Origin of the sequence: Streptomyces anulatus (genome assembly GCF_014650675.1) — a bacterium.
GTDB lineage: Bacteria > Actinomycetota > Actinomycetes > Streptomycetales > Streptomycetaceae > Streptomyces > Streptomyces anulatus.
Window position 1 is genome coordinate 187,917 of sequence record NZ_BMVK01000001.1, and the last position, 12,272, is coordinate 200,188.

Genomic DNA, 12,272 nt, shown 5'->3' on the forward strand with positions numbered 1-12,272 from the left:
TGTCGCGCCAGGTGAGCCGTTCGAACCGGTCCGCGAGGACGACCCCTGTGCACCGCTCGGCAGTGGAGTGCCCCAGCCACGTCCGGGCCCGGCCCGCCAGTGCGTCGAGGGCGGCCGGGTCCGTGCCCGTGCCGCTGTCCCTCCCGGCGGTCAGAGCCGGTCCTGGACCATGCTCGCGTCCATGCCGAGCGCCTCGGTGAGAACACGGGCGCGGACGGCGCGCTGGCGGCCGGTGACCCGGTCGATGGCGGCGGTGGAGCGGCCGGCGCCGGCCGCCTCGGCACGCAGGTGCTCCAGCCGCTTGCCGGCCGTGGCGAGCTTGTTGTGGGCCTTCTTGATGACCCAGTCGCTGAGCGCCTCGCGGGACTGTCCTGCCATGGCGTCGAGCTGGGCCTCCAGCTCGTCGAGGGCGTCGGCCAGGTCGAGCGCCTCCTTGGCGTCGGGGTTGACCAGGTGCAGCACCTCGCGCTCGACGGTGGGGCGCTGGGCCGGGGAGTCCCACAGCACGTGCGTGAGCACGGTCAGGTCGGTCTCGGCGACCGCCGGGCGTCCGTCGAGGTACGCGGACGCCTGGAGCAGCCCCACCGCCTGCCGCCAGCGGCGGTCGGAGGCGACGAGTTCCTTGCGGCGCAGGGCCGCGCGCAGCGCACACACCGCGTCCACGACAGCGTCGGGGACGGCCACGGCCGGGACGGTCCGGGTCACCGCTTCCTGCAACGCGACCAGTTCGACGGTGGTACGGACGGGGGCCGTCGGTCGGCCGACGGCGGAGCGGACCAGCGCGGCGAAGTTCGACGGGTCCGCCAGGTATCCGACCTCGATCCGCACCAGCAGCCGGTCGTAGATCGCGGCCGTGTCCTCCCCGGTGGGCAGTTCGTTGCTCGCCGTGATGGCGCCGATCAGCGGGCAGCGAATCGGCTCCCCGCCGCTCTCGGGGTGGTAGATCCGTTCGTTGAGGTAGCCGAGGGTCTCGTTCAGCGCCGCCGTCGAGCACTTGAAGATCTCGTCGATGAACGCGACGTGCGCGGTCGTGGCGCGGCCCTCGTAGACCTGGCGGTACTCGCCGCGGGTCAGCGCGGCGACGTCGACGGGGCCGAACATCCTCGTCGGCGCGGTGAACTTCGACAGGAGGATCTCCCAGTAGGCGGCCCCGTCGACCCTGCCGGTGAGCTCCCGGGCGATCTCGGACTTCGCCGTTCCGGGCGGGCCGAGCACCAGCGAGTGCTGTCCGGCCAGCAGCGCCACCACGAGGGTGCGCACCACGTCTGCCCGCTCGTAGAAGCGGTCCGACACCTCGTCACAGATCTTCCGCAGCCGGGCGGCTGTGGACTGCGCGTCCCCTGCACCTTGCACGTCTGTACCTAGCACGTCCCGCATTGTGCCCTGCGGGTCCGGTGCCCCCGCAGGGAGGCTCCGGGTCCCCGCCCGTCCCGGGGACGGGAGCGGGCCCGGAGGCGTAGCCGGCCTCCGGGCCCTGAGTGTGCCGCCCATCGGGCACGCCGGCACGTTTAAGGATCCGGGTCAGTCTGATGTCGTCGCGTCCTGCCTTTGGACCACCGCAGATCGAAGCTCTGCGGGCCGGACTTGAACCGGCATTTCGACGCGCGCGGGCCCGGGCCCGTTCGATCCGGCGATCGGCGGCGAATGCTGAGTCTGGAGCAATAGTCTGAGATTGACGGCGGTCTGCCTCTGCCTGCTTGGGCTACTCCGGCCCGTGCCGGAGGGAGGAGTCGAACCTCCACTGGAACCGCGCCTTCACGACAAGCCTCAGTTTCAGCTTGCGCTCCTCGCGCACCCCGGCCACCGGAGACGGCGGCCGGGGAATCCATGGTCGGTCACCCGAAGAGGTAACCGAATACCGCATCACCCACCCGCTCGTCGGTGACCTCCGCGCCGTTGGCCTCCTCGCGGGCGAACTTCACGGCCTGCTGGAGCTTCTCGATCCGGTCCAGCAGTTCGTTGACGCGTCGCGCCGGGAGCGCCCCGGAGAACTTGACCGTCGTCCAGTACCCGATCGGGATGTCCTCGTAGTACACCTCGACCTGCGCCGGGTGCTTCTCGGTGGCCTCCGCCTTCACGTGGTTGCGGGGCACCTTCTTCGTGCGGACCGTGCGGACCGGCTCGGTCTTCCAGGAGTCGGTCGAGGGATCCTGCACCCAGGCCTCGGCCGCGTCCAGCACGGGCAGCTTGCGGACGAAGGTGTTGAGGTCGGTCAGCTGCTTCTCCAGGAAGAGCAGATACGACACCGGCACCTCGCTCACCAGCACCCGGCCGTCGACCTTCACATCGGCCCTGGCCGTGCAGTTCGCCCAGTCCTTCGTGGCGGTCACATCGAAGAGCCGGGTCAGCGTGACCGCAGTGTCCCGCAGCACGTCCTCGGCCTTGACCTGGACGAGCGTCGACTCGGGCGGGAGCTGTTCGCCCTCCTCGTCCTTGGGCTGGTAGGTCCGGGAGATCCCGGCCAGCAGTCCGGTCTTCTGGAGGCCGTGATGAGCCGCCGTCAGGTCCTGGTGTGCCTTGGACTTGACGCCCTTCTCCACTGCGATGATCTGATTGAGTTTCGCCACGTCGAGGACGCTAACAGGGGCAACTCCCCTCTGGCCAAGGGTTTTACCGTACGTACAGAGGATCGGTCCCGGAGGTGTCCGGGACGGAGTCGCCGGCCAGCAGGGCTTCGAGGGCGGACACCGGGTCGGGGTCCGGGGCGGCGCGCGGCCACCAGTCGTCGGCTCCGGGATCGGATTCGTAGCCGTACCACCGGTGGTCGCGGCCGAAGCGGAGCTGTAGCGAACCGTCCGGGTGGGTGAGGTGGTTGCGCCAGGGTGCGAAGCGCGGGAAGTCGGCGGCGGCGAGCGCGGGCCTGGCCCGGTCGAAGGGACCGGCCGGCGGGTCCCAGGGCGTCTCCAGGACCGCGAGACCCTCGGCATCGCCCTGCCGCCAGGCGGCGACGGCACGGGCGAGGTCGGTGGTGGTGCGGCCGGTGGCGTAGGCCAGCTCCCGGTAGAGCGCGCGGGTGGTGGCGGTGAGCCCGGCGGTCGGCCGTGCGGCGGCGAGGCGGACCGCGTCCTGCCACGGGGTGAGCCCGGCCAGCGGGTCACGGCCCGTGGTCAGCAGGGCGTGGGCGCGGGCGGCGCCGTCGGTGGCGAGGTGGTCCAGGCCCAACGGGTCGCGGGCCCCGGGCAGATCCGGATACGACGGTGGCTGGCCGGGATGCGGCGGTACGGGAAGGGGCGCCGGGAGCGGGGGCAGGAAGCGGGCGGCGAATGCCTCCCGGGCCCCGACCGACGGGACGGCGGGGGCGGCGGGGCGCTCGCGGGCGGAGTGCTCGGCATTGCGCCGGCCCAGCTCGTCCAGCAGCTCGCGCTCGCCCCTGCCCCGCATCAGCAGCAGGACGAACGGGTCGCTGTCGAGCAGCAGGGCCGTCTGGAAGCAGAGGGCGGCGACGTGCTTGCAGGGCCGCCCGTGGTCGGGGCAGGTGCAGCTGGGGTCGAGGTCGTCGGCGGCGGGCAGCAGCCGGACCCCGGCCTCCTCGGCGGTGTGGGCCAGGGAGTGCGGCATCTCCTTGGCCAGCAGCGCGGACAGATGGCCGGGGTGGGCGGCGACCGCGTCGAGCAGGGTGTCCCAGCCGGGGTCGCTGAAGGTGCGCAGCCGCAGCTCGGCGCGGTAGGGGCGGGCCCGGCTGCCGTGCACATAGGCGACGATCCGGCCGGGGGTGACGGTGATCGCGGCGACCTGGCCGTCGTCGGCGTACGCACGGCCGCGGGCGAGGCGGGCCTCGTCCATCGACAGCGACTCCAGCGCGTCCACCCAGGCCCGGCCCCACCAGCTGGCCGCGAAGGGCTCGCCCTCGGCGGAGGTGCGGGCGGGCACCGCCTCGAAGGTGCGCCGCAGATCGTCCGGGCCGGGCCGGGCGCGGGGCGCCGCTCTCCGGGCGGCCGGACCGGTGGTCGGGCGCGGGCTCACGCGGGCCTCCGCAGCGATACGAGGTCCGCCAAGTCACGGTCGCTCAGCTCGGTCAGGGCGCTCTCGCCGCTGCCGAGCACCGCGTCGGCCAGGACCCGCTTGGACTCCAGCAGCTCGGCGATCCGGTCCTCCACCGTGCCCTCCGCGATGATCCGGTGGACCTGCACGGGCTGGGTCTGGCCGATCCGGTACGCCCGGTCGGTGGCCTGCTCCTCCACGGCGGGGTTCCACCAGCGGTCGAAGTGGACGACATGGGCTGCGCGGGTCAGGTTCAGCCCGGTGCCGGCCGCCTTGAGGGAGAGCAGGAAGACGGGGACCTCGGCGGACTGGAAGCGGTCCACCATCCGCTCCCGCTCGGCCACCGGCGTTCCGCCGTGGAGGAGTTGGGAGGGGATCGCGCGGGAGGCGAGGTGCGCGGAGAGGAGCTTCGCCATCGTCACGTACTGGGTGAAGATCAGGACGGAGCCGTCCTCGGACAGGATCGTGTCGAGGAGCTCGTCGAGGAGGGCGAGCTTGCCGGAGCGGCCCGTGAGCCGCGTGGGCTCCTCCTTCAGATACTGGGCCGGGTGGTTGCAGATCTGCTTGAGCGAGGTCAGCAGCTTCATGACGAGTCCCCGGCGGGCGATGCCCTCCGCCGCCTCGATCTGCGCCATCGTCTCGCGGACGGCCGCCTCGTAGAGCGTGGCCTGCTCACGGGTGAGGGAGACGGGGTGGTCGGTCTCCGTCTTGGGCGGCAGCTCGGGGGCGATGCCGGGGTCGGACTTCTTGCGTCGCAGGAGGAAGGGCCGGACCAGCCGGGACAGCCGCTCCACCGCCTCCTCGTTGCCCAGGCCCGCGGCGGTGCCGGTGTTCTCCACGATCCGGGCGTGCCGGGCCCGGAACGCCTTGAGCGGGCCGAGCAGTCCGGGAGTGGTCCAGTCGAGGAGCGCCCAGAGCTCGGAGAGGTTGTTCTCGACGGGGGTGCCGGTGAGGGCGACCCGGGCCGGCGCGGGGATGGTGCGCAGGGCCTTGGCCGTGGAGGAGTGCGGATTCTTGACGTGCTGCGCCTCGTCGGCGACGACCAGTCCCCAGCTCTGCTCGGCGAGCCGGGCCGCGCTGGAGCGCATGGTCCCGTAGGTGGTGAGGACGAAGCCGCCGTCCGGGTCGCTCAGGGTCCGGTCCGTGCCGTGGAAGCGGCGCACGGGGACGCCGGGGGCGAAGCGGTTGATCTCGCGGTGCCAGTTGCCGAGGAGGGAGGCGGGGCAGACCACCAGGGTGGGCGAGGGGTGCGCCCGGTGCAGATGGAGGGCGATGAGGGTGATCGTCTTGCCGAGGCCCATGTCGTCGGCGAGGCAGCCGCCGAGCCCGAGCGAGGTCATCCGGTCCAGCCAGGCCAGGCCGCGCAGTTGGTAGTCGCGCAGGGTCGCGTCGAGGCCGGGCGGGGCCGCGATCGTGGCGTCCTGGCTGAGGATCCGCGTACGGAGGGCGGCCAGCGCCCCGGCGGGGACGGCGTCCACCCGCTCGCCGTCCACCTCCGCGCTGCCGGTGAGGGCGACGGCGAGCGCGTCCACCGGATCCAGGAGCCCCAGCTCCCGCTTGCGCGCCTTGCGTACGAGAGCGGGGTCGACGACCACCCACTGGTCGCGCAGCCGCACCACCGGGCGGTGGGCCTCGGCCAGGGTGTCCATCTCGGCCTCGGTCAGCCGCTCCTCCCCCAGGGACAGCTGCCAGTCGAAGGCGAAGAGGTGCTCGGCGTCGAAGAAGGACGTGCCGTCGGTGGCCGATCCGGGCGCGGGCCGCACGACGGCGGCCGCGGTGAGGGAACGGGCCAGCTCGCGTGGCCAGTGCACCTCGACCCCGGCGGCGGCCAGCCGGGATCCCGCGTCGCTCAGCAGCTCGTACAGCTCGTCCTCGGTGATCGCGAGCACATCGGGCACGGGCTGCCCCAGCAGTCGTTCCAGCGGGGCCCAGACGCGGGCGGCGCGGCGGAGCGCCAGCACCGCGTCGACCCGGGCACGCGGGCCGAACGGCTCGCCCGCCCCGCCGTTCCACAGGGCGACGGCGTCCACGACGTAGGTCGGGTCGGCGAGGCTGTGGACCTGGACGACGGCAGCGGCGGCGTGCCGGGCCGCCGGGTCGTCCGGGTGCTCCGGCGGCGCGGATTCCCCGTCGGTCTCCGCCTCCTCGCGGGCGGCCGTGACCGCGTAGGTGTCGGCGCTGTCGAACAGCTCGTACGCGGAGAGGTCCAGGCGCAGCGAGACCCGCACGCCCGCGTCCAGCCCCGAGGCGACCTCCACGGCCCAGGCCGCGGCATGGGGCAGATGCTGGGCCTCGCGGGCGGCGAACGGCGCGCCCATCGCGAACGCGGCGGCGGGTGTGCGCGGCAGTGTGTCGGCGACGGCGTCCAGGAACGACCCGATCAGGGCCTCGGGGTCGGGGAGCCGGGGCGGCTCGGAACCGGGGACCGGCGCCGCGTGGCCCTCGGGAGGCAGGGCAGCGGCGACCGCCCGGAGGTGCGCGACGTCCTCGGCGTCCCTCGGGCCCGCCCGCCAGGCGTCGTGACCGTCCGCCGTGAGTCCGGGGAGGAGCCTGCCTCGGGCGACGAGCTGAAGGGCGTGCAGAGCGGCCGCGCCCCAGCAGCGGGTGGCGGGGTGGGCGGAGCCCTGATGACGTGCCCGGACGAGCAGGGGGAGCGCGTCGGCCACGGACAACAGCGCCGCGGGCGTCGCGACGGCGCGGACGCTCCCGGGGCCCGCCGCCGGGTCCGGCCGGACGACGGTGAGCCGGGCGGTGGTGTACGGGACGGAGTCGGGACGACCGGGGGTCTCCGCGTACCCGAAGGGCGTCCCGCTCCGCCCCTGCGCGGCGTCGTCGTGCCACGGGCCGACGTCCGCGAGCGGGTCCCAGAAGGCGATGCGGCCGTCCCTGGGAACCGGACCGGGCAGGAAGACCGCCGCGCAGCGCAGCAGGCGTCCGGCGTCGGCGGTCCGGGACGTGTCCTCGGTGTCCCACGGCTCGCCCTCGCGGGTCCGTGCCGTCATGTCCGCCACCCCCTCCCACCTGATCCACGGTCTCCGTCGGCACGGAATGTGCTGACTCCGCGAGTCTAGGCGGGAGGTCTGACACTGCGGACGCCTACCGCATCACCCCAGGTCAGCGGCGTCGGAATCGAGCGGGCGCGCGTCCTGCTCCGCGAGTGGACCGCCACGCTCAGTGATGGGCGAACGGCTGCTCCGCCGGGGACGGGGCCGCCGGGGGCGTCGGGGCGGGCGGTACGGCCGGTTCCTCGGAGGTCCGCGTTCCGGGAAGCGGCGCCTCCGCCTCCGGGAGCGGTGATCCGTTCCCCGAGGACGACGGGGGCTGCGCGGTGGCGCCGTTCACCGACGCCTGCCGCCCTGTCCGTCCGGTGTCCGCCCCCTCCACCGCCGGCTGCTGCTGCGCGCGTTCCAGGAACCGGAGCAGCTCCACCGGGAAGGGCAGCACCAGCGTGGAGTTCTTCTCCGCCGCGACGGCGACCACGGTCTGCAGCAGCCTCAGCTGGAGCGCCGCGGGCTGGGCGGACATCTCGCCGGCCGCCTGTGCCAGCTTCTTCGAGGCCTGGAGCTCCGCGTCGGCGTTGATCACCCTGGCGCGCCGCTCCCGGTCGGCCTCGGCCTGGCGGGCCATGGACCGCTTCATGGTCTCCGGGAGCGAGACGTCCTTGATCTCCACCCGGTCGATCTGCACGCCCCAGCTGACCGCCGGGCTGTCGATCATGACCTCCAGGCCCTGGTTCAGCTTCTCGCGGTTGGACAGCAGATCGTCCAGGTCGCTCTTGCCGATGATCGACCGGAGGGAGGTCTGGGCCATCTGCGAGACGGCGAACCGGTAGTCCTCCACCGCGATGACGGCGTTCGTCGGGTCGACCACCTTGAAGTAGATGACGGCGTCCACGCGGACGGTGACGTTGTCCCGGGTGATGCCGTCCTGGGCGGGCACCGGCATGGTGACGATCTGCATGTTGACCTTGCGCAGCCGGTCGATCCCCGGCACGACCATCGTGAAGCCCGGAAGCCGCACGTTCTCCCGAAGCCTGCCGAGCCGCAGCACCACACCGCGCTCGTACTGCCGGATCACCCGCGCCGCCGAGGCCACGTACAGCGCTCCGGCGCAGAGCACCGCCACCAAGGCGATCACTAGTTCCTGAACCATGACGGCCCCCTGGAAGGAAGGGGAGCGGACACCTGCGTGACCGCGGAACACCCATTACGGCATAGCACTCTTTATGGATTTATGCCCTATTTGGGGGTATGGCGAACCTCCGTCGCACCGCGGCTCGCCCGGTCGGCCGCGCACCGGATGCCGGGGCGGCCCCGGGCGGGCAGGGTGGCCAGCGCCAGCACGTCTTCCCGACGTACCGAATCGCCGGACGAGCACCGGACGAGCAGACGAGGACCCGCCCATGTCCGTGACCGCCACCGTTCCCCGCCGCCGACGCCGTCTCGGGATCGCCGCCGGAGCCTCGCTCCTCGCCCTCGCCGTCTCGGGCTGTTCCGGGCTCGGCCGCACCGCGGTGGGCCCGGTGACGTACACGACGGGGCGGGAAGCGGTGCTGCAGGTGAACAGCCCGTCGGTACGCGGCTGCCACCGGATCGCCCCGGCGGGAGCCCACGAGGTGGAGAACGGGACGCTGGTCGACGTCATCCTGTACCGCACACGTGACTGCACGGGCGGCAGGACGACGTACGTACCGACCAGGTTCAGCGATGTGACGGCGCCGGGCAGCGGGCCGTGGCGCAGCTACAGCTTCGTGCACTGAGCGACAGGGCGGGCGCGGCGGGAGCCGGCCGGCCACGACCGGTCAGAGCACGGGGCGGGCCAGCAGCCAGGTGCCGTCGTCGGTGAGGGTGCGGTCCCATGCGAGTCCGGCCGTCGCCAGATGCCGGGCGATGTCCTCGTCGGACAGCTCCCGCGACAGGAAGGTCTGCGTCCACCGCGCGTCGTCGAAGTGATACTCCGCGCGCACCGAGCGCACGCCGTCGCCCACCGGATCCGCGGAGACGATCCGGATCAGACCGCCGGACGGATCGGTCCGCTCCCACGGCAGCTCCGAGCGGTGGGCCGTTCCCTCGCGCTGGACGAGGACGATCCCGTCGTCCCGCACATGGTCGCGGCAGACGCGCAGCATCCCGTCGCGCACCCGGTGCTCGCCCGCGTGGACCAGGAAGGAACCGAGCAGCACCACGTCGAACCGCTCGCCGCCCAGGTCCAGCGACTCGATGGGGCTGCGCACCCTGCGCGCCCCGACGATCTCCTCCAGCATCTCCGGCGACTCGTCCACCGCCGTCACGCTGAACCCGCGCCGCACCAGCGGGTGCGTCACCCGGCCCGCCCCGCAGCCCAGTTCGAGAATGCTCGCCCCGGCGGGGGCCACGCCCGCGATCACGTCCGGCTCGTCGCCGACGGACAGTCTGCGATACAGCTCGACCGCGCACCCGTCCGGCGTGATGGCTCCGGGACCGGTCCCCTCGTACCCCTCGCGTACCAGTGATTCGCTCATGAAGGACGAACGAGCCGTCACCGAGCGAGGTTCCCCGACCGTCACACCGGGTCAGCGTCGGGGCCCGCAGCGTAGCGACCCTCCCCGGCCGTACTCCTGTCCCTCCCCCGTGCGCCGCGTTCTGTTCCGTACGCCGCCGGACGGGTCCATGCTGGTGGAGTGAGGTGATCGCCATGCGTACCGGCAGTGAACCCGCGACCGCTCGCAGTCCGCTCCGGATGCGGCTCTGGCTGAGCCTGTGGGGCATGCTCTGGGCCCTCTTCGGCCTGGTGGCGTTCTCCCTGACCGGGCGACCGGGCTGGGCGGCGGCCTGCGCGGTGGTCCTGCTGCTCGCGATCCTGGACCTCTGCGTGATCACGTACCGGATGCGCCAGGGCCCGCACTACCAGCCGGGCCGTGACATCCCGCCGTACGAGCCGGACCACGGCGACGGCCGTCCGCGCCCGGGGCCCGGCGCGGAAGGCCGCGGGAGGAACGGAGGGTGGGCAGGTCCTTCTTCCGGACGCCCCTAGCGGGTGTCCGGCCGTCGTCGGCCCGGTCGGTCAGGCCCGCTCGTCGAACTTCGCGGCGCGGAGGTACTCCGGCTTCGGGTCGAGCGCCGCCGCCAGGCGGAAGTGCCGGGTCGCCTGCTCGGGGCGGCCGGCCCGCTCGAAGGTGCGGGCCAGCGCGAAGTGGGCGAACGCGTTGTCCGGCTCGCGCTCCAGCACCAGCTCGAATTCCAGCTCGGCGGGGCGCAGTTGGGCGGCGGCGAAGAAGGCGCGGGCCCGGAGCAGCCGGGCGGCGGTGTTCTCCGGATGCGCGGCGATCACCGAGTCGAGGAGCTTGACGGCACCCCGGGGGTCCCGGGCGTCGAGCAGTTGCTCGGCCGCACGGAAGTCGATCACGTGGGTCTGCGGATTGCTCTCGGGCACGGTCGCATCCTTCCCTTCCCTCGCGGCTTTCCAACGTCCGCCCCGGAGCCGGTATTCCGGTACGTCCGGCCGGGGCGTCCCGTACGCGGACTCAGCGGGCGGCGGCCCTGCGGACCAACTCGTCCCAGACCGTGCGGACCTGCGGTTCCAGGGCCTCCAGCGGCCCGTCGTTGTCCACGATCAGGTCGGCGACGGCCCGGCGCCGGTCGCGGGTCGCCTGTGCGGCCATCCTGGCACGGGCGTCGGACTCCGTCATTCCGCGCAGCGTGACGAGCCGTTCGAGCTGGGTCTCGGCGGTGGCGTCGACGACCACGACCAGGTCGTAGAAGGGGGCGAGCCCGTTCTCCGTGAGGAGCGGGACGTCGTGGACGACCACGGCGTCCTCGGGGGCCGCCCGTTCCAGTTCGGCCGCGCGGGCGCCGACCAGGGGGTGCACGATCGCGTTGAGCGCGGCCAGCCGCCCGGCGTCGGCGAAGACGAGTGCTCCGAGCGCCGGGCGGTCCAGGGTGCCTTCGGCCGTCAGCACGCCCGGCCCGAACTCCTCGACGACGGCCGCGAGTCCGGGAGTCCCGGGCTCGACGACCTCACGGGCGATCCGGTCGGAGTCGATCAGGACGGCGCCGTACTTCACGAGCAGCCGCGACACTTCGCTCTTGCCGGCGCCGATGCCGCCGGTCAGGCCCACTTTCAGCATGGGCCGCAGCCTACGGGCCGGGCGGCGGCGCTCAGCTCTCGCCCTCCCGCTCGGCGAGGAAGCGCTCGAACTCGCGGCCGATCTCGTCGGCGGACGGCAGGTCGACCGGCTCGGCGACGAGGTTGCCACGCGTCTCGGAACCGGCGACGGCGTCGTACTGGTGCTCCAGGCCCTCGACGAGGGAGACCAGCTCCTCGTCGCCCTGGCCGATCTGCCGGTCGATCTCGGTCTGCGTGCGGTGCGCCTCGGTGCGCAGGGAGTGCGCGAGCGCGGGCAGCACGAGGCCGGTCGCCGCGGTGATCGCCTCCAGCGCGGTCAGCGCCGCGTCCGGGTAGGAGGACCTGGCGACGTAGTGCGGGACGTGGGTGGCGACCCCGAGGACGTCGTGGCCGGACTCCATCAGCCGGTACTCGACGAGCGCCTCGGCCGAACCGGGCACCTGGGCCTCGTCGAAGGGGCTGCGGTGGCCGGGCATCAGGTCGGTGCGGTTGCCGTGCGGGGTGATGCCGACGGGGCGGGTGTGCGGGACGCCCATCGGGATGCCGTGGAAGTTCACCGCGAGCCGGACGCCGAGGCGTTCGACGATCTGCTCGACGGCGGCGGCGAACCGCTCCCACTCCACGTCCGGCTCCGGGCCCGACAGCAGCAGGAAGGGCGCTCCGGTGGCGTCCTGGACCACCCGCACCTCCAGGGTCGGGGCCTCGAAGGACGTCCAGCGGTCGCGCCGGAAGGTGAGCAGGGGACGCCGTGCGCGGTAGTCGACGAGCCGGTCGTGGTCGAAGCGTGCGACGACCTGGTGCGGCAGCGTTTCGAGCAGCCCGTCGACGATCTGCTCGCCGGTCTCGCCCGCGTCGATGTAGCCGTCGAAGTGGTAGAGCATGACCAGGCCGGCCGACTCCTGCGCCAGCGCCATGTCGACGACGGCCAGGCCCTTCGGCTCCCATTCGTACAAACTCTGCGGATCAGGCACGGTTACCGCTCCTCCTCGTGTTCCTAGGGAAGAACACGAAGGGCGGCACGCGCATTCCCCGCGCCCGGGCCTTTCCCCGGTGAGGGTGGGTCACGGCGCGTCAGTCGCCCATGCCCCACGAGCGGTTCGGCCTCTCCGACGTCACCCGCCGATCCTGGTCCAGACCTTGACGCGCCCCGCCGCCGTCCCTACCGTCACTGGGCAACACGTTCAGAC

11 protein-coding genes are annotated in these 12,272 nt (G+C 73.1%); 2 read left to right on the forward strand and 9 right to left on the reverse strand.

Annotated features, from left to right (window positions below):
* Positions 1-150: 150 nt before the first annotated feature.
* From IE272_RS00855 to IE272_RS00875, 5 genes are all read right to left on the reverse strand, one after another.
* Positions 151-1,377, reverse strand: a complete 1,227-nt coding sequence (locus IE272_RS00855) for an AAA family ATPase (protein WP_190006050.1) — start codon at positions 1,375-1,377, stop codon at positions 151-153.
* 458 nt (positions 1,378-1,835) lie between these two features.
* Entirely contained in the window at positions 1,836-2,567 is a 732-nt protein-coding gene (locus tag IE272_RS00860) for a DUF7873 family protein (protein WP_050358147.1), read from the reverse strand.
* Between the two features lie 43 nt (positions 2,568-2,610).
* Complete coding sequence (locus tag IE272_RS00865; RefSeq protein ID WP_190006051.1) at positions 2,611-3,963, reverse strand: SWIM zinc finger family protein; 1,353 nt, start codon at positions 3,961-3,963, stop codon at positions 2,611-2,613.
* Entirely contained in the window at positions 3,960-6,983 is a 3,024-nt protein-coding gene (locus IE272_RS00870; protein WP_050358299.1) for an SCO1167/SCO6262 family helicase, read from the reverse strand. Before IE272_RS00870 ends, IE272_RS00865 begins: the two co-directional genes overlap by 4 nt.
* 169 nt (positions 6,984-7,152) lie before the next feature.
* Positions 7,153-8,133 carry a slipin family protein gene (locus tag IE272_RS00875; protein WP_050358145.1) on the reverse strand — a complete coding sequence of 327 codons (981 nt, stop codon included), beginning with the start codon at positions 8,131-8,133 and terminating at the stop codon, positions 7,153-7,155.
* Between the two features lie 250 nt (positions 8,134-8,383).
* On the opposite strand from IE272_RS00875, the gene IE272_RS00880 reads away from it, so the two are divergent.
* Positions 8,384-8,740: a hypothetical protein gene (locus IE272_RS00880; RefSeq protein WP_050358144.1), complete on the forward strand. Its 357-nt coding sequence runs from the start codon at positions 8,384-8,386 to the stop codon at positions 8,738-8,740.
* Positions 8,741-8,782: 42 nt separating this feature from the next.
* Here IE272_RS00880 and IE272_RS00885 read toward each other — a convergent pair whose 3' ends face one another.
* Positions 8,783-9,481 carry a class I SAM-dependent methyltransferase gene (locus IE272_RS00885; protein WP_190006052.1) on the reverse strand — a complete coding sequence of 233 codons (699 nt, stop codon included), beginning with the start codon at positions 9,479-9,481 and terminating at the stop codon, positions 8,783-8,785.
* A 173-nt stretch (positions 9,482-9,654) separates the two neighbouring features.
* Here IE272_RS00885 and IE272_RS00890 point away from each other — a divergent pair, with 173 nt between their 5' ends.
* Positions 9,655-9,993, forward strand: a complete 339-nt coding sequence (locus tag IE272_RS00890; protein WP_056707478.1) for a DUF6343 family protein — start codon at positions 9,655-9,657, stop codon at positions 9,991-9,993.
* A gap of 30 nt (positions 9,994-10,023) precedes the next feature.
* On the opposite strand, the gene IE272_RS00895 is transcribed toward IE272_RS00890, so the two are convergent.
* The 3 genes from IE272_RS00895 to IE272_RS00905 form a co-directional block, all read right to left on the reverse strand.
* Positions 10,024-10,392 (reverse strand): tetratricopeptide repeat protein, encoded by a 369-nt coding sequence (locus tag IE272_RS00895; protein WP_056706309.1) that lies wholly within the window; start codon positions 10,390-10,392, stop codon positions 10,024-10,026.
* 91 nt (positions 10,393-10,483) lie between these two features.
* Positions 10,484-11,086, reverse strand: a complete 603-nt coding sequence (coaE, locus tag IE272_RS00900; protein ID WP_050358141.1) for a dephospho-CoA kinase — start codon at positions 11,084-11,086, stop codon at positions 10,484-10,486.
* 31 nt (positions 11,087-11,117) lie between these two features.
* Positions 11,118-12,056, reverse strand: coding sequence for a PAC2 family protein (locus tag IE272_RS00905; RefSeq protein WP_007447502.1), 939 nt, complete (start codon positions 12,054-12,056; stop codon positions 11,118-11,120).
* Between the last annotated feature and the right edge of the window lie 216 nt (positions 12,057-12,272).